This window comes from Cupriavidus sp. 8B (genome assembly GCF_054589115.1).
On sequence record NZ_BAAILO010000125.1, the window covers coordinates 84,400 to 104,579 of the forward strand.

The 20,180-nt window shown below is 61.1% G+C and carries 20 protein-coding genes and 2 pseudogenes; 13 read left to right on the forward strand and 9 right to left on the reverse strand.

The window, feature by feature from the left end; all coding sequences use genetic code 11:
- The first annotated feature begins 135 nt into the window (after positions 1-135).
- Positions 136-1,050 (forward strand): LysR family transcriptional regulator, encoded by a 915-nt coding sequence (locus ACYP5B_RS13500; RefSeq protein WP_459569973.1) that lies wholly within the window; start codon positions 136-138, stop codon positions 1,048-1,050.
- Positions 1,051-1,258: 208 nt separating this feature from the next.
- On the opposite strand, the gene ACYP5B_RS13505 is transcribed toward ACYP5B_RS13500, so the two are convergent.
- From ACYP5B_RS13505 to ACYP5B_RS13535, 7 genes and pseudogenes are all read right to left on the reverse strand, one after another.
- Entirely contained in the window at positions 1,259-2,323 is a 1,065-nt protein-coding gene (locus ACYP5B_RS13505; protein WP_459569974.1) for a maleylacetate reductase, read from the reverse strand.
- A 74-nt stretch (positions 2,324-2,397) separates the two neighbouring features.
- Positions 2,398-2,571, reverse strand: a complete 174-nt coding sequence (locus ACYP5B_RS13510) for a hypothetical protein (RefSeq protein ID WP_459570013.1) — start codon at positions 2,569-2,571, stop codon at positions 2,398-2,400.
- Between the two features lie 8 nt (positions 2,572-2,579).
- A pseudogene (locus ACYP5B_RS13515) lies at positions 2,580-2,846 on the reverse strand (hypothetical protein); the annotation flags it as partial.
- 82 nt (positions 2,847-2,928) lie between these two features.
- Positions 2,929-3,762 (reverse strand): intradiol ring-cleavage dioxygenase, encoded by an 834-nt coding sequence (locus ACYP5B_RS13520; protein ID WP_459569975.1) that lies wholly within the window; start codon positions 3,760-3,762, stop codon positions 2,929-2,931.
- 42 nt (positions 3,763-3,804) lie between these two features.
- Entirely contained in the window at positions 3,805-4,395 is a 591-nt protein-coding gene (locus ACYP5B_RS13525; protein ID WP_400102402.1) for a malonic semialdehyde reductase, read from the reverse strand.
- Positions 4,396-4,499: 104 nt separating this feature from the next.
- Positions 4,500-6,053 carry a 4-hydroxyphenylacetate 3-hydroxylase family protein gene (locus ACYP5B_RS13530; RefSeq protein ID WP_459569976.1) on the reverse strand — a complete coding sequence of 518 codons (1,554 nt, stop codon included), beginning with the start codon at positions 6,051-6,053 and terminating at the stop codon, positions 4,500-4,502.
- Between the two features lie 130 nt (positions 6,054-6,183).
- Positions 6,184-6,774, reverse strand: a complete 591-nt coding sequence (locus ACYP5B_RS13535; RefSeq protein ID WP_459569977.1) for a flavin reductase — start codon at positions 6,772-6,774, stop codon at positions 6,184-6,186.
- 140 nt (positions 6,775-6,914) lie between these two features.
- Here ACYP5B_RS13535 and ACYP5B_RS13540 point away from each other — a divergent pair, with 140 nt between their 5' ends.
- Together ACYP5B_RS13540 and ACYP5B_RS13545 are read left to right on the forward strand one after the other, a co-directional pair.
- Complete coding sequence (locus tag ACYP5B_RS13540) at positions 6,915-7,862, forward strand: LysR family transcriptional regulator (RefSeq protein WP_459569978.1); 948 nt, start codon at positions 6,915-6,917, stop codon at positions 7,860-7,862.
- Positions 7,863-8,040: 178 nt separating this feature from the next.
- Positions 8,041-8,898 (forward strand): FAD synthetase family protein, encoded by an 858-nt coding sequence (locus ACYP5B_RS13545; protein ID WP_459569979.1) that lies wholly within the window; start codon positions 8,041-8,043, stop codon positions 8,896-8,898.
- A 479-nt stretch (positions 8,899-9,377) separates the two neighbouring features.
- Here ACYP5B_RS13545 and ACYP5B_RS13550 read toward each other — a convergent pair whose 3' ends face one another.
- Positions 9,378-10,343 carry a LysR family transcriptional regulator gene (locus ACYP5B_RS13550; protein WP_459569981.1) on the reverse strand — a complete coding sequence of 322 codons (966 nt, stop codon included), beginning with the start codon at positions 10,341-10,343 and terminating at the stop codon, positions 9,378-9,380.
- Positions 10,344-10,426: 83 nt separating this feature from the next.
- Here ACYP5B_RS13550 and ACYP5B_RS13555 point away from each other — a divergent pair, with 83 nt between their 5' ends.
- The 4 genes and pseudogenes from ACYP5B_RS13555 to ACYP5B_RS13570 all read left to right on the forward strand — a co-directional run bounded on the left by ACYP5B_RS13555 (position 10,427) and on the right by ACYP5B_RS13570 (position 13,303).
- Positions 10,427-10,648 carry a hypothetical protein gene (locus ACYP5B_RS13555; RefSeq protein WP_459569982.1) on the forward strand — a complete coding sequence of 74 codons (222 nt, stop codon included), beginning with the start codon at positions 10,427-10,429 and terminating at the stop codon, positions 10,646-10,648.
- A complete protein-coding gene (locus ACYP5B_RS13560; protein ID WP_459569983.1) occupies positions 10,645-11,046 on the forward strand; it encodes a hypothetical protein in 402 nt (133 codons plus the stop codon). The genes ACYP5B_RS13555 and ACYP5B_RS13560 overlap by 4 nt, the downstream gene beginning before the upstream one ends.
- Before the next feature lie 224 nt (positions 11,047-11,270).
- A pseudogene (gene gstA / locus ACYP5B_RS13565) lies at positions 11,271-11,868 on the forward strand (glutathione transferase GstA).
- A 466-nt stretch (positions 11,869-12,334) separates the two neighbouring features.
- The gene (locus tag ACYP5B_RS13570; RefSeq protein ID WP_459569984.1) at positions 12,335-13,303 is read left to right on the forward strand and encodes an MBL fold metallo-hydrolase; all 969 of its coding nucleotides are present in this window, start codon (positions 12,335-12,337) and stop codon (positions 13,301-13,303) included.
- A 600-nt stretch (positions 13,304-13,903) separates the two neighbouring features.
- On the opposite strand, the gene ACYP5B_RS13575 is transcribed toward ACYP5B_RS13570, so the two are convergent.
- A complete protein-coding gene (locus ACYP5B_RS13575; protein ID WP_459570011.1) occupies positions 13,904-14,944 on the reverse strand; it encodes a GlxA family transcriptional regulator in 1,041 nt (346 codons plus the stop codon).
- A 109-nt stretch (positions 14,945-15,053) separates the two neighbouring features.
- Between ACYP5B_RS13575 and ACYP5B_RS13580 the strand changes: the two genes are divergently transcribed.
- The 6 genes from ACYP5B_RS13580 to ACYP5B_RS13605 all read left to right on the forward strand — a co-directional run bounded on the left by ACYP5B_RS13580 (position 15,054) and on the right by ACYP5B_RS13605 (position 20,143).
- On the forward strand, positions 15,054-15,587 hold the full coding sequence (locus ACYP5B_RS13580; protein ID WP_459569986.1) for a tautomerase family protein: 534 nt from the start codon (positions 15,054-15,056) through the stop codon (positions 15,585-15,587).
- An 83-nt stretch (positions 15,588-15,670) separates the two neighbouring features.
- Positions 15,671-16,105: a hypothetical protein gene (locus ACYP5B_RS13585; protein WP_459569987.1), complete on the forward strand. Its 435-nt coding sequence runs from the start codon at positions 15,671-15,673 to the stop codon at positions 16,103-16,105.
- 315 nt (positions 16,106-16,420) lie between these two features.
- Complete coding sequence (locus tag ACYP5B_RS13590) at positions 16,421-16,882, forward strand: MarR family winged helix-turn-helix transcriptional regulator (protein ID WP_459569988.1); 462 nt, start codon at positions 16,421-16,423, stop codon at positions 16,880-16,882.
- Between the two features lie 82 nt (positions 16,883-16,964).
- The gene (locus ACYP5B_RS13595) at positions 16,965-17,957 is read left to right on the forward strand and encodes a carbon-nitrogen hydrolase family protein (RefSeq protein ID WP_459569989.1); all 993 of its coding nucleotides are present in this window, start codon (positions 16,965-16,967) and stop codon (positions 17,955-17,957) included.
- Between the two features lie 44 nt (positions 17,958-18,001).
- A complete protein-coding gene (locus tag ACYP5B_RS13600) occupies positions 18,002-19,054 on the forward strand; it encodes an alpha/beta fold hydrolase (protein WP_459569990.1) in 1,053 nt (350 codons plus the stop codon).
- A gap of 153 nt (positions 19,055-19,207) precedes the next feature.
- Entirely contained in the window at positions 19,208-20,143 is a 936-nt protein-coding gene (locus ACYP5B_RS13605) for an SDR family NAD(P)-dependent oxidoreductase (protein ID WP_459569992.1), read from the forward strand.
- Positions 20,144-20,180: the final 37 nt, after the last annotated feature.

Below are 20,180 nucleotides of genomic sequence, written 5' to 3' on the forward strand. Positions count from 1 at the left end.
TCTTTGAGAGCTGAAAGTGCGGCGGGGAATGCGTACAATGAGCCGCGTGACATCGTAGCCGGTTTGTGCCAGGCGGTGCCGAATCGGATGTGCGCTACGTGCCTGCCGCTGTGATCAAGATAGCGTTTTGACGCAATGGATAGACTGACTGAAATCGAGCTCTTGGTGCGGACCGCGGAGTTGGGGAGCGTAAGCAAGGCGGCCGAAAAGCTTGAGATATCGGTGTCTGCCGCCAGCCGCTACCTGATTGCGCTGGAGGCCCGACTCGGGGCGCGGCTAGTGGAACGCAGCACCCGGCGCGTGTATCTGACGGAGGTGGGTCAGGCACATGTCGAACGTTGCAAGCGCCTGCTGGCGGAGTTTTACGAGGCCGAGTCGATGGTGAGTGCCACAGCGCTGAATCCGCGAGGTGTGTTGCGCATCACTTCAACTGTGTCTTTTTGCATGCGTCACATTGCGCCTCTGCTTCCCGAATATTCGCGACGTTATCCCGAGGTACGCGTCGACGTGGAAGTGAGTAATCGGTATTTCAATCTGCTGGACACCGACATTGACCTCGCGATACGCACGCGCGAGTATGAGGCTGATTCGAATATTACGATCAGGCGTTTGGCCGAAACCCGGCGTGTCCTTGCCGCCTCGCCCGGCTATCTGTCGCAGCACGGCCTACCGCGCGAGCCGAACGACCTGCTTGCGCATAGGTTGTTACTATACAGCTATGCGAATCGTCCCGACGAGCTGCACTTTACCCGTGATGGAATGGCGGTGGTGGTGCCGGTAAGCGGCGCCATGAAAAGTAATGAGGGGCAAGTCATCCGGGCCGCTGCTTTGCAGGGGCTCGGCATCTTGGTGCAACCGAAGTATGTTATTTACGAGGATATTGTCAGCGGACGGCTCGTCCCGGTGCTTGACGCCTGGAATCTGCCGCGCTTGACCATCAATCTTGCGTACCCTAGCCGCAAGTTCGTGCCAGCGAAAGTACGGACCTTCATCAATTTTCTGGTAGAGCACTTCGAAAAAATGGACTATCAGCGCAAATGGACGGAATGAGCGGGCCCGCACGGTCTCACCTTTAGGTTGTCACTAGCGCCCGGACTTTCCGGATCGTCAGATCTAAGCGCTCTGCGGCGCGCCATTGCGCCAAGAGGCCTCGGTCGTTGCCTGGATGACCTTGAAGCGATCAACTTCGCGCAGACTCATGGTGATCAATCCTCGATCCCTCATGGCGCGCTCCCGTCCGTTGCGGGCTGCGCCGGGTTCAATGCGGCTCGACGCCCGCGAATGCGTTTTCCAGCAAGCGCAGGATGCCATCGCGCGTCAGCGGCGCCGGATTGGGGTAGGGCGCGCGCAGGGCCTGGTCGGCCACGCGTGCCAGGTCGCCGTGCCGCACGCCCAGTTGCTCCAGCGCAAGCGGCACTTGCAGCCGGCGCGCCAGTTGGTGCAATCCGCGCGCCGCGTCGTCGCTTCCCAGCGCTGCTGCAATACGCGCCATGACATGCGGTGCGGCGGCCGCGTTGTATTGCACCGCGTGGGGCAGGATGATGGCGTGCGTTTGCGCATGCGGCAGATTCAACATGCCACCCAGTGTATGGCAGAGCTTGTGATGCAGCGCGACCGCGCAGGTGCCGAGTACCGAGCCGGCCAGCCACGCGCCGTACAGGCACGCGCTGCGCGCCGCCATGTCGTGCGGACGCGTCACCACCTCCGGCAGCCCGCTGGCCAGGGCGCAAATGCCATCCTCGGCCATCAGCGTGGTGACGGGATTGGCGTCGGCGGCATACATCGCTTCCACGCAATGGGCGATGGCATTCAGGCCGCTGGTGGCGCTGATCGCCGGCGGCAGGGTAAGCGTCAGCTCGGGATCGTAGACCACGCTGCGCGGCAGCACCTGCGCCGAGCGGCCGGTCTTCTTCTCGCCGTTCTCGGTGATGCCGTAAATGGGCGTCATCTCCGAACCGGCGTAAGTGGTCGGCACGGCCACGATCGGTATCGGCGACTCCAGCGCAATGGCTTTGCCCAGGCCGATGGTGGATCCACCGCCGACCGCCACCGCGCAATCGGCGCCGAGGCGCGCCGCCAGTGCGCGCGCCTCGCGCGCCACCTCGATCGGCACATGCATCACCGCACCCGGGAACGTGCCCACATAGCGATCGCCGAGCAGCTCGGCAACGCGCCGCGCCAGTGGCATCTGCTCAGGCGTGCAAAGCACCAGGGCGCGCGTGGCGCCGAGCTGTTCGACTTCTCGCGCCAGCGAGGCAAGCGAGCCCTTGCCGAACACCACGCGCGCGGGCAGGGGCGAGTAGATAAAGCTGTCTTGCATCATGTGGGGTCTCCCATGAAGTGGTTGTGGCCGGTGCCGCGGCTTGCGCCCGGCGCCGGCTGGTAGCATGCCGCGCCTCAGGCGATGGCGTCGGCCCGGCGGATTGAAGCAATCATCGAGCTGTCGAGCAAAAACTCGCGCGACTTATCAGGATCGAGCGAGATGGCGTGCATCGCCCGCTGGTTCTGGCGGCGTACTTGCGGGTCGTGTTCTTCCATGGCTTTCTTGTTGCGGATGCTGTTCGTCGACATCGGGATCTGCCGGCATGGCAACGCGCCAGAGGTCGGGGCGGCCATCGTCGTACAGCTTCAGCACCACGGCCCAGTGTTCGGGGTCGGAGACATAGGCCGTGACGGTGTAGCCCAGCGTTTCCCATCGGCATGGCGACATTGGTGACTAGGAACTTCTCGCGCCAGGTAAAGCCCTCGAAGCCGAAGCGGCCGCGCTTGCGCACCGTGCTGCGAGCGCCGTCCGCGCCCACCACCAAGGGCACCTTCACCTCGCGGCCGGCAAGTCGTTTGTTCATGAGGCTTTCCTGGTTGTCTTCTGGCGGAACAACGAACAACTTGCCGACGGCCTTGGCGCCAACCCGCGGCGGGCGCGCAGGACTAGGCTTTGGCCCGGTTCAGCACGAAGTCGAAGTCGAGCCGGTAGCCGCCATCCGCTTGCTGGATCCACTCGCCGACCAGGGACTCGCGCACGCCGAACACGGCGTCGGAATCCAGGTATCGGTCGCCCTTGCGGAACACGTGGGTGACCAGCGTTTCATAGCCGGGGGCCTTGATCATGAAGTGCAGGTGGGCCGGCCGCCATGGATGGCGCCCGGTCGCGCGCAACAGTTCGCCCACCGGGCCGTCGGCCGGGATGGGGTAGGCCTGCGCCACGATGGTATGGAAGCTGAACTTGCCGTCCTCGCCCGCCTGCAGCACGCCACGCGCTTGCGCTTTATCCAGTTCCGCGTATTGCACGTCATAGTTGCCGTCGGCATCGGCTTGCCAGACATCGATGGTCGCACCAGCCACGGGCGTGCCGTCCAGGCCCTTGATCGTACAATGTACCTCGCACGGCTCGCCCTTGGCGCCATTGGCCAGGTCCGCGCCGTCCTCGAAATGCGGAGCGCCTTCGACGTGGAACGGGCCGAACACCGTGGATTCGGTGCAGCCCGGTGGCTTCTGGTTGTTCAAGCATACCGTGAGCATCGACAGTCCGAGCACATCGCTGAGCAGGATGAACTCCTGGCGCTTGTCGTCGCACTTCTGGCCGGTGGCGGTGAGGTACTGGATGCCCTTGAACCATTCAGCTTCCGTGAGCTTCACTTCGCGCGCGAAGCTGTGCAGGTGCTGCACCAGGCTGGTCACGATCTCCTTGATGCGCGGAACCGGGGTATCCGACAGGCGCGCGAGTACCGCCTGCGTGATGGTGTCTTGGTCGAGATTGCGCATGTTGTTATCTCCAGATTCTTGGGGGACCGGCAAGCCGGACGCTCATGCCAGCGTGCATGCCTGCTCGAAAGACAGGCGGGGGCTGCGCGCGAACACCTTGGCGGGATCTCCGTGGCCCAGGCCGCAGATAAAGTTGGACTTGATCGTGGTGCCGGCAAAGAAGGCGGTGTCGACCGCGGCATTGTTGAAGCCGGACATCGGGCCGCAGTCGAGGCCGACCGCGCGCGCGGCCATGATCAGGTAGGCGCCCTGCAGGGTACCGTTGCGGAAGGCGGTGATCTCGGCAAAGGCAGCCTTCTCTTCGCCTTCGAACCAGGTCTTGACGCTCGGGTTGTGCGGGAACAGCTCGGGCAGGTTCTTGTAGAAGCTGGTGTCGTAGCCGACGATGGCTACCACCGGCGCGTTCATCACCTTGTCGATATTGGCCGGGGCCAATGCGTCCTTGAGCTTGAGCTTGGCTTCCTGGGTGCGCACGAATACGATGCGCGCGGGCGAGCAGTTGACCGAGGTCGGGCCCCATTTCATCTGCTCATAGATTTCGCGCAGTTGTGCGTCGGAGACGGAGCGGTCGCGCCAGCCGTTCTGGCTGCGGGCATTGCTGAACAGGGTGGCCAGCATTTCGTGGGTGGACATGGTGATCTTCCTTGGTGTCGAGTGTGGCAGTGTGAAGTGTGGAGCGGCCGGCGCGGATACGCCGCGCCGGTGCTCGCACAAAAGGGGTGTCGTTAGTAGGAGGCTCAGATCGCCATGGCGCCAGCCAGTGCAACTTCCTCCTGGTGCCGGGCCGAATCGAGTGCCTTGGCGTAGTCGGCGGTCTTGGTGTACTCGGTGTCTTGCTCGGCGACCAGGTCGATGCCGCAGACCTGGCGCGCCAGCTTGCCATAGGGGCCGGTGCCGGAGAACTCGGCGCGCTGCATGGTCAGCATGCGGATGCTTTGCAGCGGCGTGCCGTTGAAGTTCTCGAACACGAACAAGCGGTTGCCCCAGTCGGTCAGGAACAGGTCGCGAATCACGCGGCCGATCTTCACGCGGTCGTGCGGCTTGCCCACCGGGCCGTTGTTCATGCGCTCGAACCAGCCGTTGAGCTTTTCATCCTGCCACTGGTCCTCGCTGGCGAAAATCAGCGCGCTGCGGCCGGACAGGTCGACCAGCTCATAGATCATCTGCGAGAAGTTCTCCAGGTAGAGCGCGCGGCCGAAATCGTAGATCAGGATGTTCGGCTTGTAGTGGCCGCCGGGCGTATGGAAGCCAAGTTCCTCGCTGGAAATCACGTGCGCCAGCATGGCCTGGTGGAAGCCGATGAGCTTGGCCAGCCGGGTCTGCACCGCAGGTATCTTGCTGGTGCCGATATGCTCCGTGATCAGCACGGCGAGACCTGCCACCAGTTCGGCGCGCACCATCTGGCGGATCAGCGCGTGATAGTGCAGCCAGTCGAACACGCGTTGCGGATACAGCTTGGCGTGCTCGGGGTTGCCGATATGGAACACGTGCGACCACGGGATGAATACATTGTCGAACACGGTCATGCCGTCCAGTTCGTCGCCCTGCGCGGCCAGCGGATGCTCGACCGGATCGTCCTTCACCAGGCTTTCGCGGCAGACGATGGTGACGCCCTTGGTGTTGACTGGGGTCGCGGCAAAGATGATCTGGTCGCCCGGGATGCCGGGGCGGAAGAACACGCCGATATGGATCCAGTCGGCAAATGCCACGCCGGTGCCGATGGCCTTCACGCCGGAGACGACGATGCCCTTGTCGTTCTTTTCCACCACGCGCAGGCCCGGCGATTTCTGCTGCGTGTCGGGGCTGGAGCGGTCCATCTGCGGATCGACGAACTGCGGCGCGCAGTTGAAATCATGCTCCTTGGCAAACTGGATGAAGTCGACGATATTGCGCGCCTTGATCTTGCCGTTGGCGCCGATGGACTGCGTCTCCCACGGCAGCGGATCGTCGATATAGGTGGTCAGCACGTAGTTGTTGACGTCCGGCGTGCGCGGGAACGACGCGCCGGCCATCTCGCGCATGATGGTCTCGTGGTACTTGCGCTTGCGGCGCAACTGCTCCTTGTCGCGGTGGCCGAACCACTGCATGGCGCGCCGCTCGCCGTCTTCGTCGATATAGGTCATCACGTCCTGCAGGTCGGGGCGGTGGTGCAGGTCGTAGAAGTCGGCGTGGCGTTGCGCGTAGTCGCGCGTCTTGGGATGGGTGGCGATATTGTCGATCTTCTCGTTGCCGACCCAGACATCGCGGCCGTCGTTGAGGGATTCCAGGTACTGCTTCCCGGTGCGGATCATGACTGTCTTCTCCTTGGGTGAATCGACTTCGCGGGGATGCGATGCGATTTGGTGCTGCAATGGCGGCAGGCGGTGCTCGATGGCGTGGCCTGGTATTTGTTGGCGGTTGGTTGCCGACACGACGGGGCGGTCATGCGGCGACGGGTTGCGTGGTGGCATAGGCGCGCTGGCAATAGACCAGCGGCGACACGGCTTCGGCGTGGGTTGCCGCCAGCACATGTGCCAGGAAGATGCTGTGGGTGCCGACTTCGTACGCGTCGGCAACGCAGCAGTCCAGGGCCACCATGGCGGACTTGCTGCACGGCGCGCCGGTGAGCAGGCGGCTCCAGTCCCCGGCGGCGAAGCGCTCGGGCATGGGCAGCGCGCCGGCGCCGGCAAACACCTGCGACAGCCCCGACTGTTCGGCTTGCAGCCAGTTCACGCTGAGTACGCCGTTTTCCTTAATGATGGCGTTGGCGTAGCTCTTGCGATTGATACAGACCAGTACCGTGGGCGGGTTGTCGCAGACCGAGCAGACTGCAGAGCAGGTGACACCGGCCACGCCGCCGACACCGTCGGTGGCAATCACGGTGACCGGCGTGACGGCCTTGGCGAGCGCGTCGCGGAAGGCCTGTGCCGTGATCCCGGGCCGAATGTCCGCTGCGTCGGGAAGCGATGCCAAATGCGCGGCAGGCGTCTCGTCATGCTTGTCGTCGCGTGCCATAAAGGGAAAGCCTGGCATGATGAATCTCCTTTGGGGATGTTGCCCGATAGTGGGGCCGTCTTCGCACCATCGTCGGGAAGACACGCTTCTTGTGTTCAAGGCCGAGCGTTGAAAGTAGACTAATTGGAATGCAGGACTTCTACTATCGAGATGACGTCATGGACACTATTCCCCAAAGGAATGAAGACGAACTGGGCCTCCATCACCTGCAGGTGTTCGAAGTTCTGCTGGCCGAGCGCAGCCTCACCAAGGCGGCGCGCGTGCTCAATCTCACTCAGCCCGCGCTGAGCAAGACGCTGGCTCGGCTGCGGCTGTATTTCGGCGATCCGCTGTTCGTGCGCGTATCGCTGCGCATGGAGCCGACCCCGAAGGCGCTCGCGCTGGCGGAGCCGGTACGCGGGATTCTTGAGCGCATGCGCGCGCTGCGCTCGGACCACGTGTCCTTCGATCCCGCCGCCGCCGAGCGCACCTTCAGCTTTTTCATCATCGATGCGGGTGTGGCGCAGATGCTGCCGCCCATCATCAACCACCTGGCGACAGCGGCCCCGCGCGTGCGCGTGCAGGCGGTCAACTGCGACGCCCAGCACATCGATCTGTGGCTGGAATCCGGGCTGGTGGATATTGCGGTGGGCTCGTTTCCCGACCTGATGCAAAGCGTGCGCAGGCAGCCGCTATGGCGCGAGCGCTATGCGGCGGTGACACGCAGCGGCCATCCGCGCCTTGGCCCCAAGCCAAGCCTGGCGGAGTTCGTCGCGGAGAAGCACGTGCTGGTGACGGCGGCCGGCACCGGCCATGAGCACCTGTCGGTCGAGCGCATCCTGGAGGCCGCGGTGCCGCGCGAGCACATCGTCTGCCGCGTGCCGATGTTCACGGCCGCAGCCATGATCGCGAAGCATTCCGATGCGGTGGTGATGTTGCCGATGACGCTGGGCACGGTGCTGGCCAAGGACATGGGGCTGCAACTGGTGGAGCCGCCGCTGGCGCTGCCGAACATCGAGATCGCGCTCTACTGGCACGACCGCGTGCATCGCGAGGCGGGCAACCAGTGGATTCGTTCAGTGCTGCGCAAGCTGTTCCAGCGTCACGAGGCGGCACAGCCTGGCTGAGGGAAATCCGAGGGAAATCGCGTAGAGGTAAACCCTCCGACGACGGTTGGTTATAGTCCCTATGCTCCTGCCTGCCTTGGATGCAAGGCGTTTCACGCCATAGGATTCGCTGCATGCCCCTGAGGCGCGTTGCCTCGGCTGTGTTTTTGCGAATGCCTACCGCGTGGGAGACAAGTCAATGCAAGTCATCACCGAAGCCAATGAATTCGCGCCGCGCGGCGCGGTTGTGTCCATCGGCATGTTCGACGGCGTGCATCGTGGGCATCGGCGCGTGCTCTCGTTGCTGCGTGCCCGGGGCCGGGAAGCCGGCCTGCCCACCGTGCTGGTGACCTTCGATCCGCACCCCCGCGCCGTGATCCGTCCCGAAGGGCCGCCGCCGTTGCTGTCCACTCTTGATGATCGCATTGCCTTGCTTGCGGCCACTGGCGAAGTGGATACCTGCCTGGTGCTGCGTTTCGATAAATTGCGCAGCGCGGAGAGCGTCGAGACCTTTGTCGGCGACACGCTGGTCGCACACCTTGGCATGCGCGCGCTCGTGGTGGGCGAGAACTTCGCCTGCGGCCGCGGGCGCAAGGGCAACGTCGATTACCTGCGCACGCTGGGCACGCAATGGGGCTATCACGTGCATCCCGCTGCGTTGCGTGCGCCCGCAGAAGCGGGTAGTGGCAATCATTGCTCGTCGAGCGAAACGCGGCGGCTGATCCAGCTTGGTGAAGTGAGCGCAGCGGCTGCGTTGCTTGAGCGTCCGCATGAAATTACCGGGACCATCGCCGCCGCGCCATCGCGTTCGGAACGCGCCATCTCGGTGGTGCTGCCGGTGGGGATGTGCATGCCCGCGCCAGACAATTACGCCGGCGCGGTCAGGCGGAAGGAGGGGGCGTTGCCGTGGGTGCCTGCCATCCTCCAGGTGCGGGCGGAGCAGGCTTGCGGCTTGCCCGCAGTTCATCTGGTCACCCTTGAAGGAATCGATGCCGCTTGCGGAGACCGCATGGCCCTGCGATTCTTCCACAGGGCCGGGGAACTGGCCGCGGCGTAGCGGCCCTGTGTTTAGAGTCCACGGACGGCCCCGGCCGCGACGGCGCGCGTGCTGGACTGGTACCACATTGGCATGCGATTCGAGAACCTTTTGATGTCGCTCCGAGGTCTGCGCGGCACTGATTCTTACACGAAGAATCGGCTACGTGAGCGCGTGATCAAAGCGAAGTGGCTGTTGTGGCATGGTGAGTCGGCGCGCTGCCTGGAAAGGCTGGAGTCGCTGCGACGCGACACAGGATGGGTTGGCGCTCGCAATCCCGCTAGGGCGGGTGATTCGTTATCTGCGATGTTGCTCCCGCTATCTCGTCAACTATCAGCAGCGACGTGCGCAAGGGTTGCCTATTTCAAGCGCAGGAGCGGAATCGGTCGTCGACTATGTGATCGGTCAACGCATGAAGAGGAATGCGCTGGACCATGCCGGGAGCCAATGCGCTACTGAAGAGTCGAACGCAGTCCCATGCATGGAATTCACGCAGACTATCAGCCTCTTTTTCGAGACCCCGCGCGCCTCGCGTCAGCTTGTACCCGGACCTTGCCATCGCCTGCCGTGCGGCTCTTCACATGATCGATGAACGCGCGCAGCTTCGGCATGATCTGCCGGCCTGGATAGCAGAGAAACACCCCGGGCCTCACCGGCGCGTACGCCTCCAGCACCTCTACAAGTTTTCCCGACCTCAACCCAACAGCGGCCAGCGGCTCAGGTAACTGGGCAAGGCCCAGGCCTTCTATCGCCGCGCCAAGCACGGTGGGAAAGTCACTGGCGATGAGGGGGCCGGATACGGCGATCTCGATCGTTTGGTCGTTATCGTTGAATGACCATAGCGCGAGCGCGCCGTTGGATCGCCGCCATCGCAAGCATGCATGTTGGCGCAGGTCGTTCGGGTGAGTGGGCCGGCTGCGCTCCGCGAAGTAGGCAGGGCTGCCGACGACGATGAGACGAAATGGTGGCGTCATTGGCACCGCGACCATATCGGGAGCAACGAGATGCCCCTGCCGGACAGCGGCATCGAATCCTTCGGCCGCAAGGTCGGTCACCTCCTTGCTCGCAGCAAGCTCCACCTCGACCTCGGGATAAGCCCGGCAGAACGATGCGACCAGCTCCAGCAGAATCGGGATTATCGCGCGCGGCACCGAGAGACGCAGCAATCCGGCCGGCCGCTGGCCGAGTCCACGCGCAACCTCACTGGCGGCGACCAGTTCCTCGAAGGCAGGCTTTGCGCGCGCGAGAAACTGTTCGCCGGCTTCGGTCAAGCCGACACTGCGCGTGGTGCGTATGAAGAGCGCTGCGCCAATGCGCGCTTCGAGTACACGCACCGTCTGGCTGATAGCCGACGGCGTCACACCGAGCTCCGCGGCTGCCTTGCGAAAACTGCGATGCTGGGCAACGCTCAGGAACACCTCCACGCCGTCCAGCGCGCCCTGCCTGACTGTGAAGTTCTGCTTCATGGCCCGTCAACATTGTGATGAATAGTCGCTTGCGGAAATCGATGATACCTTGGCACCAGCAATTCACGAGTGAGGATTTTGCAATGACTGATGCACTTGATGGCGCACGCGAACACTATCGCGCGACCGGCCTGACCGAGCGGCTGAAGATCGCGCTCACGGTCTTCGGGCCGGAGGATCAGCCGCTCACACCACAGCAACTGGACGCCCTCGACCACTTACACACGCGTGGGCTTGCTGCCACGGCCGATCTTGCCCAACTGGCCAGAATCTCCGCCGACATGTCGGTGCAGGACGTTGGATGAAACGCCTTCTTCTTAATTTGACAACAGCCTCTGTGCTGGTCGCTTCTGCTGGAGTTTCCATGTCGCAAACCACTCCGATGCCAATCACGCCAACCACGAAAATATTGGCGATTGGCACCTTTCCGCCGGGCACGGACATGCAACTTGTCCAACACATTCTTCCGACCGAAGTTCGCGAGACGGCGCAGCTCTACCTCGAGGGCAAGATTGACCAGTGGTATTCACTACAAGACCGGGCTGGGGTGGCGTTCATCCTGAGCGTTACGGACGTAAATCAAGCGCATGAAATGCTTGAGGCACTTCCCTTGGGGAAAGCGCACTTATTGACATTCTCGCTCCTCCCAATAGGCCCACTGAAGCCGTTGAGTAAGCTTTTGAATCTGTCTTCCCCCCAGTAGAAAGCGCTAGAGCGTACTGGGCTGCTGTGCCGCCGGTTTTCTTGGAGAGGCAGGCGACGCGGGCAGGCTATCTCGCCGTTGTGGTTTAGTAACCTGGAAGTTACCGGATTATATCGGCGCGGACTGCTCATGTCGTCCTATTTTGCGCCACCATCTGATGCGCGTGACGATTAAGGTGAGATCGATCGTAGCACAATTGTTTTAACTCCTTGTCAGGATCAAACATGAAGCTTTATTACTCGCCGGGAGCGTGCTCGCTTGCGTCACATATCGTCGCACGCGAAGTCGGTATCGCAATTGAACTCGAAAAGGTGGACATTTCGTCGAAGCGCACGCAAGGCGAAATCGACTTTTTCACAATCAATCCAAAGGGAAACGTTCCAGTGCTCGAACTGGACGACAGGAGTTTTCTTACGGAAGGTCCTGCAATCATGCAGTTCCTCGCGGACTTGAAGCCAGAACGCGATCTCGTTCCTCGCAATGGGACGATGGCGCGGTACCGCCTGCAGGAATGGCTTGGTTTCATTCATTCCGATTTGCACACGAGTTACGCCCCGCTCTTCAATCCCGAGACGCCCGAACTGATCCGCAGAAAAAGGCAAGAAGTACTCTTAAAATATTATGCATTACTGGAGCGATCCCTGACGTCCCAGCAATGGTTGCTGGGATAGCGACGCCTATCTTTTTACGGTAACAAATTGGGCAAAGCACGTTGGCCTGGATTTATCGCGGCTGCCCGCTATCACCGCGTTTCAGCAACGCATGGCTGGTCGCCCGCAAGTCCGGGAAGCACTTTTGGCGGAAGGTTTGCTGCGGGACTGATCAGGTTGGGCTCTCGCGGCGACTGTTCGCCACGCAAGGTGCTAGGTACCGAAATCAGTTCGGAGTTCAAGGGTAGTCGGCGTTAGGTCGCAAGCAGCAACGGCAAACGTTGAATTTCTGATTGTTGACGATCTGAGCGGGCACGATGAGCGTCCGCTGCAGGGGTCGGCCGGCTACTGCCCGATGCAGTCGGCAGTAATCGGCCACGGTTGTGTAAAAGCGCCAATTCTCAAGGTTTCGAGGGGTCACGTTACCCTTTCCGCGGCCTTCAATCTCGCGGTTCCCAGGCGCGACAACCTGATCCGTGAGGGCGCACCGTCCCCACGCGATGTCTCGGTCCTCCGAGAATTGAATCAGGTCAGGATCCAGCGACCGGACCGTCTCGGCCCGGTCGGATCGCGACCTACACCAGCCGCTCATTGTGAGCTTAGAATCTACCTGGAAACAGCCGGCTAAGGAGGCGGATATGATTGAGACGATCGACAGCCTGGAGATTGCGGTCATAGTCGATAACGTTACCGATATCCTTTCATCAAATCCAAAGTATGTGGAAACGGAGGTTGCCGGCGCCTGGCGGCGCGGGATGAAATGGCTTGGCGGAAAATGTCTTTGTTGCGCCGCTCACGGCTTGTCTTGCCTGATTACAGCCCGAATTGGCGACACGTCGCACTCACTTCTGTTTGATACGGGGCCTGACGAGTGGGTATTCGAACGTAACATCGTCAGGCTCGACCTCGACCTCGGCAAGGTCGGCGCGATGGTGCTTTCACATGGACATTGGGATCATGCAGCAGCGATGCCACGGGCACTGCAGATGATAACTTTGGCAAACGGTGGAAAGCCCGTCCCAACCTATATGCATCCAGAAATGTTCGCATCGCGAGCGGTCAAGAATCCGCAGGGCCGCATGATGCCGATGGAGGATATTCCAAACCAGCAGGTGCTTGCTGGTAACGGTGCAGAACTAATTATTACGAGAGCTGAACAGGCGGTTCTGTCGAAATCATTCTACGTTAGCGGTGAAATCCCGCGTGTGACTAGCTTCGAGCGAGGTATGCCTGGCCAGCACAGGCTTGGCCCTGACGGCGAATGGGAGTTGGACGAACTCCTCGTGGATGAACGATTTGTTGCCGTGCATATCGCTAACAAGGGTTTGTTTGTTTTTACAGCCTGTTCGCACGCAGGTCTCATCAACGTATTAACTCATGCAAGCAATCGCTTCCCTGACGTCCCGATCTACGGGGTACTAGGCGGCTTCCATTTGTCAGGTGCAACAGAAAGCATCATTCCAGACACTGTCGAAGCGCTAGAACAGTTCAATCTTAGTCTGATCGCCGGCGCGCATTGCACCGGTTGGCGGGCAATGGGCGCACTGGCAACACGGTTCAAGGATCGAGTCGTATCTTCGGCGGTAGGGAAGCGTTTCATTCTTTGACTAGAGAGCGTACTGGACCGCTGCGCCGCCGGTCTTCTTGGAGAGGCAGGCAACGCGGGCAGACTGTCTCGCCGTTGTGGCGATGAAGGCGGTGGTAGACGCAGACGGACAACGTCATGACGCGCATGAGCCGTTTGACCAGGCCACGGCCTCAATGACGGGCCTCGGTAGGCCCGCCTGTGCGAGTCCACCACGAAGCTGGTCTTGTGTGATGATTATGCGACACGGGGCAATGGCTCAGATCGCAGCCATGAAGCGCCAATCGCCCACGTCATCGCTCGGGCGTTCGGACGTCGGGTCCACTCGGCAAAGGGCCATTCGATTCGTCGAGACGAACATTGCGTCATCGGCCATCCTGGCGTCGCGTGTCTAGCTGGTTTCAGGAATTTCGCTTGTCCAATGTCGTACTGGGAAGGCAAGGTCGTGGCAAATGGATCGTGGTGGAGGTAGGTAAGGGAACACACGAGCATCACGATCGAGCGTCGAGCTCGTCTGTCGCAAGATCGGCCAATCCAGAGTCAAGGCTGTGCATCGACTTGCGCAATCAACGGCATCCTGGATCGGTTCCGGGGCATCCCGTCTTTGCGGCGTTGCGGATTGCTAATCGAGAAAGCCGTGCGACTTGCTTTCTGTATCATCCGTGATCGACGTGCGCGCGAATCGCATTTGATATTCGCTCGGCGAAAGACCGGTCTTGCGCTTGAACAGTTGTCGGAATGTGCTGAGGTCACCATAGCCGACGCGTTGACTGACCATCTCAAGGCCAATGGGCCTTGATTCGAGCAACTGTTTGGCTACTTCGATGCGCAGGTTCTGCAGATACGTCAATGGCGCTAGGCCTACTGCCAGCTTGAAACGCCGGTTAAGCGTCCGTTCGCTGACGGCGAGCCAAGCGGCGAGCTCGCTCAGCCGAAACCCCTGCTGAAGTGTCGCCTCCATGCGCTGTTGAGCTCGTGCGATGAGCGGATCGGCATGTCCGTGTTCGTCAAGAAGCTTCGCGTAGGAAGCTTGAGAAGTCCGGTTCATGTCGATCAATAGCGACTTGGCGGTCATCGCGGCAAGCTTCTCGCCCGCGAACATTTCGACCAGCCGCACGGCGAGATTGAGATAGGACGTCACAGAACCGCCTGAGATGATGCGATCTTGCGCGGTCAGGACCTCCGAGGCCCGAAGTTCGACACGCGGATAGCGTCGGGCGAAGTCCGCCGCAGTGGCCCAGTGTGTTGTGGCGACCCGGCCGTCCAGCAAGCCCGCCTCGGCAAGCAGATAGTTGCCGGTGCAGTATGCGGCCAGCACGGCGCCGGCCTCGCGTTGGCGACGTAGCGCGGAAGACAGTGCGTTCAACTGCTTCCGGCGGCCGATGAACTCGTCCATGTTGGAAAAGAAAGGGGCCGTTACCAGAATGGCGTCCGAACGCTTGCGTGGATCGATTTTCCCGTCCACGGAAATGCTCTGGCCCGATGCGGCCTTGACCGGTCCTCCGTCCAGCGATTCCACGCGCCAGGTGAACATGGGGGAAGGATGGCGACTATGTGCGACTTCCCGTGCACTCAGTTGATTGGCGGCGTTGAGGACGTCGATGGGTCCCGCGACGCCGGATGCCAGGATTCCGTCATAGACCCAGATCCGGATCGTGATCATTTGCGTATGTGTCTGATATTCCTCGAATGATGGCAATACTGCCACTTCCAGCTCTGCCCGTAAAGGCCGATGATCGGCGAACCGAGACACCTGAAGAAGGAGTGACACCATGCCAATGATCGACGCACTGTGGCCGGAAGATGCCTTGACGCCTGAAGCGGAAGCACGTCTGGTCAAAGAACTGACTGACATCCTGATCAAAGCGGAAGGGTACGACCCGGGCAATCCGGTTGCGCAGAGCGTAACTGTGTTTCATCTCCACCGACCGGCCGCGGTATTCGTCGGAGGAGAGCGCTCGAAGGCAGTACGCTACCGGATTATTCCTTCGGCGCCCGAGGGGCAATACACCGACGAGTCGCGTAACGCGCTGGTTAAAGCCGTCACGGAAGCGGTCGCCCGCGCCGAGGGCCGACCGTTCGACGAGGTCGCATCGCGGGTATGGGTCTTTCCAACAGAAATTCCGGACGGTACCTGGGGCAGTCGCGGCGCAATCTTCAGGCTGCCCGCCATTCATGCGCTACTGGCCGGTGAGTCCGAATGCAGCGTCGGCGAGGAACGACTCGCGCGGAGACGGCGCGAAAAGGCACGCATCACGCTGGAAGCCGCCGTTGATGCCATTAGCTCTGGAAGTGCCAGGCCGTAACAGCGTCACATGTAGTGCTAGCGGTGCGGGAGCGGATGCCCGCGCCCGCTGCCAACGTTCATACAACCGAAGGAAAACCCGACATGAAATTCAACGATACGGCACCAGTCCTGGCTCCTGCAGGTGGGCCGCCGCTCTGGCTGGCCAGGTTGGCCGACGATGCGACGCTTGAGGCGACTGTCCTGAAGCGTCCGGTCCAAGGGCGGGCGAACATCCTGTCTGTGATCAAGCACGCGGTCTCGCTCTACGAGTTTCAACATCACAGCTACATGGGCCAGATCGGCAACGGCCTGTATATGGAGTCCTACCGCGCGCAGATTCAGGGGGTACCGATTGAAACTCTGCTCGTGGCGCACCTGAACGAACAGGGCGAAGCCGACTCTGTGGTGATCAATCATCGCCCGCTGAATGCGGCGATGCTGTTTTCGAAACTGATGCGGGAACGGGTTGACGAGCGGTTCCGTGACCTCTATCTGAGCGGGCCGGACGCCGACGCCGTGAATGCGGGCCGCAGCTGACCGTTTGGGCGCCCAGCTTATTCCCGACTGGCACGTCGGCGCCGCGAAAAGGCACGTGAACTTCGGACAGGTGTCGCTGACGCGGTGGTTTAGCTTCGTATCGCAATGTATTTGCTGAGCGCCGTGACACGAAAGCTCATAAAAGCCGCCTTTGCTCGACACATGCGGGATACGTCTACGCGATCAAATACGTCCATCGAGTAGTGAGTTTGCAGAGCAGCGTAGCCGTCTCAGCCACGCTCGTTTAGGCCGGAGGATTCGCTGACACTCCGAAATTTGTCCTTCAACGTATCGCATAAACAACATGAGTCGAGCATGATTTTAGACGTTCAACACAAAGTGGAAGATGACGTGAGCAGCGAGATTGCGCGGAACTGTCTGCTGACGCGTACGCGGCAAATTTCCAGGGTCTTGACTGCCATCTACGACGAGCAGCTACGGCCCTTCGGCATAAATGCCTGTCAATTCACCCTGCTTGTACTGATCGTCGAGTTTGCCCCACTCAGCCGGTCGGCCCTCGGGCGCAGGAATTTTCACGATCGGTCGACGTTGACAAGGAATTTGCGGCCGCTCATCTCGCAGGGGCTGGTCTCCGAAGACGTCCCGGGAAACGATGGTCGCAGTCGCGCCCTTTCGCCGACGGAAGAAGGCAAAACATTGCTCCGTAACGCCGCGTCCGCGTGGTCGGCTGCCCAGACTAAAGGCACGACCCTCCTCGGAGCGGTTGGTGCCAATGCGCTCATGGGCGTGGCGGGCGAACTGCCGCGTCGCACATAATTTTCTTTAGTCACCAATGTTGCATATGCAGCGTAGCAGGGCGCTCCACGCCCGTCCTATGATAGTCATCAAGGAGTTTGTAATGAAAGTCGTCAAAGCCGCCGCCGTCCAGATCAGCCCGGTTCTCTACAGCCGCGAAGGGACCGTCGAGAAGGTCGTGCAGAAGATCCACGAGCTTGGTCAGATGGGTGTGCAGTTCGCCACCTTCCCGGAGACCGTGGTGCCCTACTATCCGTATTTCTCCGCAGTCCAGACGCCGATACAGCTTTTGTCCGGCACCGAGCATCTGAGGTTGCTCGACCAGGCAGTGGCAGTACCGTCTCCCGCGACCGATGCAATCGGCGATGCAGCCAGAAAGGCTGGCATGGTGGTGTCGATCGGCGTCAACGAGCGTGACGGCGGAACTATCTACAACACTCAATTGCTGTTCGATGCCGACGGCACCTTGATCCAACGCCGCCGCAAGATCACACCGACCCATTTCGAGCGAATGGTCTGGGGCCAGGGGGACGGATCGGGTCTGTGCGCGGTCGACAGCAAGGTCGGTCGCATTGGGCAACTGGCTTGCTTTGAGCACAACAATCCGCTGGCGCGCTACGCGATGATCGCCGACGGCGAGCAGATCCATTCGGCGATGTATCCGGGTTCTGCGTTCGGTGAAGGGTTTGCGCAAAGAATGGAAATCAATATCCGCCAGCACGCGCTTGAGTCCGGCTGCTTCGTCGTCAATGCAACGGCCTGGCTGGATGCCGATCAGCAGGCGCAAATCATGAAGGACACAGGCTGCGAGATCGGCCCGATCTCCGGCGGTTGCTTCACCACGATCGTGACCCCCGATGGCATGTTGATCGGTGAACCGCTCCGGTCGGGTGAGGGTGAAGTCATCGCCGACCTCGATTTTGCACTGATCGACCGACGCAAGTTGTTGATGGATTCGGCCGGCCACTACAACCGGCCGGAACTGCTCAGTCTGTTGATCGACCGCACGCCCACGGCACATGTTCATCAACGCCCTGTGCACGACCCATCGAGCGCTGAACAAAACCCGGACGTTCTGCGCACCGCGATTTCGTGAACAGGTCGGCTTATTTAGTCCCTATAAATCGATGGAGATGCACTTTGAAAGTCATTGCCAGAATTGGCACCGCGAGCGCCGCGATAGCCGCTCTTGTGCTAACCGCTTTTCCGAGTTTCGCGCAGGCGAACGCTCAAGTCCGCACTGATGTAGCGGTGGTACACAAGACCGCTACGGCCAAGGGCGCCGCCGTATCCGACGCGGCCCTGGTGAAATCGCTGGCCGGATTCAGGAACCGCTACGCCGAGGTCAACGGCGTGCGGTTGCACTACGTCGTTGGCGGCAAGGGCGAACCGCTGGTGCTGCTGCCCGGCTGGCCGGAGACCTGGTGGACGTTCCACAAGGTCATGCCGACGCTCGCCGAGCACTACACCGTCATCGCCGTAGACCTGCGCGGCATGGGGTCGTCGTCGAGGCCCGCCGACGGGTACGACAAGAAGACCATGTCGAAGGACATCCACGAACTGGTCCAATCATTGGGCTATGACAAGGCCAGCGTCGCCGGACACGACATCGGCTCGGCAGTGGCTTTCGCCTATGCGGAGAACTACCCGCAAGCCACCGACAAGCTCGTGATGATGGAGTTGCCGCACCCCGACGACAGCCTGATGTCGTTCCCGCTGCTGCCCGCGCAAGGCGCGTTTGGCGACAAGCTGGGCACGGCACGCCCGTATCTGTGGTGGTTCGCGTTCAACCAGGTCCAGGGGCTGCCGGAAAAGCTTCTCGCGGGACACATCCGGGTGGAACAGGACTGGATCTTCAACTATTTCTTGCTGGATGCGGGCGCGGTGGATGCGCGAGACCGCGCAGTGTATGAGCGGGCATATAACACCGCCGACGCGATCCGCGCAAGCAACGCGTGGTATCAGGCTTTCCCCCAGGACGTGCTCGACAACAAGACTTACGCCACGCTGCAAATGCCGGTCCTTGCGATGGGTGGCCCGGCCTACGGATGGATGAAGAAAGTCGTCGGCCAAAAAGCGGCGAATCTCACGGCAGTCAATGTGGAGAACAGCGGTCACTTCATCCAGGAAGAGCAGCCGGAACGCGTCGCCAGAACGATGCTTGATTTCCTGCAAGGCGATCATCAACATTGAACAGACGATCCGAGAAGTCACGCTATCCGGACGAATGTCGTCTTTAAGTGTGCATGCATATATTCGTGATGCGACATCAGGCGTGCGCAACAACAGAGGTCGTGAGGGCCGCCGGATTTCGATCCAATTGAACGCAACGAAGAGGTAAACGATATGACGATTCAATCTACGCATGATCGACCGATTCTCGTCACCGGAGCGGCGGGCGCTATCGGTGGCATCGGTCGCAACGTCACCGAAATGCTCATTGCCAAGGGGCATAAAGTGCGTGCGCTGGTTCGGCGTGAAGATGAGCGCGCCGAGGATCTGCGCCGGCTTGGCGCCGAGGTCATGGTGGGCGATCTGACCGATCTCGCCTCGATGCATCGCGCAGTTGAAGGCTGCTCGCGCATCTACTTTGGCATGTCGATCTCGTCGGCCTATCTGGAGGCGACGGTCAACATCGCGTCGGTGGCGCGTCATCACGGCGTCGAGGCCTTCGTGAACATGTCGCAGATGACGGTCACGGAAATGAGCATCACGGAAACCACCGACAGCCCTCAGCACAAGCTGCACTGGCTTGCCGAGCAGGTATTGGCATGGTCGGGGTTGCCGGTCGTCACTGTGCGACCCACGGTCTTTCTCGAAGGTTTCTTTCTGCGTCTCGCCGATGCAGGCGTGCGTGACCACGATGAACTCGTGTTGCCGCTAGGCAGCAGTCGCACCTCGCCGATCTCAGCCATCGATGTGGCGCACGCCGTATCCGTCATCCTCGACGACCCGGCGCCGCACATCGGCCGTGTATATAACCTGACCGGATATGAGTCGGCCGATCTCGAACACTACGCGCGTGCCTTTTCCGAGGCACTCGGCCGGACGATCCGCTACCGCGACGTGCCGGTTTCGGCGTGGACCGAAAAGCTCCGCGAAGCAGGCGTGCCAGCACATCTCGTCAAGCACCTCGCCGTAATGGCCGAACTTCATGCGCAGGGAAGATACGACCGCATGACCGACGATCTGTTCAGGCTCACCGGCAAGGCACCGACGAGCATGCACGACTTCGTGAAACTCCACGCCACAGAGTTCGGAAGCGGTGAAACCACTGCTTAACGCCCATGATATTGAAGTTTGTCTACAGGGCGTATTG

Excerpts from the sequence above, each read along its gene's own strand:
- ACYP5B_RS13500 (WP_459569973.1), top strand. The coding sequence starts at position 136 with ATGGATAGACTGACTGAAATCGAGCTCTTGGTGCGGACCGCGGAGTTG.
- ACYP5B_RS13505 (WP_459569974.1), bottom strand. The coding sequence starts at position 2,323 with ATGATGCAAGACAGCTTTATCTACTCGCCCCTGCCCGCGCGCGTGGTG.
- ACYP5B_RS13510 (WP_459570013.1), bottom strand. The coding sequence starts at position 2,571 with ATGTCGACGAACAGCATCCGCAACAAGAAAGCCATGGAAGAACACGAC.
- ACYP5B_RS13520 (WP_459569975.1), bottom strand. The coding sequence starts at position 3,762 with ATGCGCAATCTCGACCAAGACACCATCACGCAGGCGGTACTCGCGCGC.
- ACYP5B_RS13525 (WP_400102402.1), bottom strand. The coding sequence starts at position 4,395 with ATGTCCACCCACGAAATGCTGGCCACCCTGTTCAGCAATGCCCGCAGC.
- ACYP5B_RS13530 (WP_459569976.1), bottom strand. The coding sequence starts at position 6,053 with ATGATCCGCACCGGGAAGCAGTACCTGGAATCCCTCAACGACGGCCGC.
- ACYP5B_RS13535 (WP_459569977.1), bottom strand. The coding sequence starts at position 6,774 with ATGCCAGGCTTTCCCTTTATGGCACGCGACGACAAGCATGACGAGACG.
- ACYP5B_RS13540 (WP_459569978.1), top strand. The coding sequence starts at position 6,915 with ATGGACACTATTCCCCAAAGGAATGAAGACGAACTGGGCCTCCATCAC.
- ACYP5B_RS13545 (WP_459569979.1), top strand. The coding sequence starts at position 8,041 with ATGCAAGTCATCACCGAAGCCAATGAATTCGCGCCGCGCGGCGCGGTT.
- ACYP5B_RS13550 (WP_459569981.1), bottom strand. The coding sequence starts at position 10,343 with ATGAAGCAGAACTTCACAGTCAGGCAGGGCGCGCTGGACGGCGTGGAG.
- ACYP5B_RS13555 (WP_459569982.1), top strand. The coding sequence starts at position 10,427 with ATGACTGATGCACTTGATGGCGCACGCGAACACTATCGCGCGACCGGC.
- ACYP5B_RS13560 (WP_459569983.1), top strand. The coding sequence starts at position 10,645 with ATGAAACGCCTTCTTCTTAATTTGACAACAGCCTCTGTGCTGGTCGCT.
- ACYP5B_RS13570 (WP_459569984.1), top strand. The coding sequence starts at position 12,335 with ATGATTGAGACGATCGACAGCCTGGAGATTGCGGTCATAGTCGATAAC.
- ACYP5B_RS13575 (WP_459570011.1), bottom strand. The coding sequence starts at position 14,944 with ATGATCACGATCCGGATCTGGGTCTATGACGGAATCCTGGCATCCGGC.
- ACYP5B_RS13580 (WP_459569986.1), top strand. The coding sequence starts at position 15,054 with ATGCCAATGATCGACGCACTGTGGCCGGAAGATGCCTTGACGCCTGAA.
- ACYP5B_RS13585 (WP_459569987.1), top strand. The coding sequence starts at position 15,671 with ATGAAATTCAACGATACGGCACCAGTCCTGGCTCCTGCAGGTGGGCCG.
- ACYP5B_RS13590 (WP_459569988.1), top strand. The coding sequence starts at position 16,421 with ATGATTTTAGACGTTCAACACAAAGTGGAAGATGACGTGAGCAGCGAG.
- ACYP5B_RS13595 (WP_459569989.1), top strand. The coding sequence starts at position 16,965 with ATGAAAGTCGTCAAAGCCGCCGCCGTCCAGATCAGCCCGGTTCTCTAC.
- ACYP5B_RS13605 (WP_459569992.1), top strand. The coding sequence starts at position 19,208 with ATGACGATTCAATCTACGCATGATCGACCGATTCTCGTCACCGGAGCG.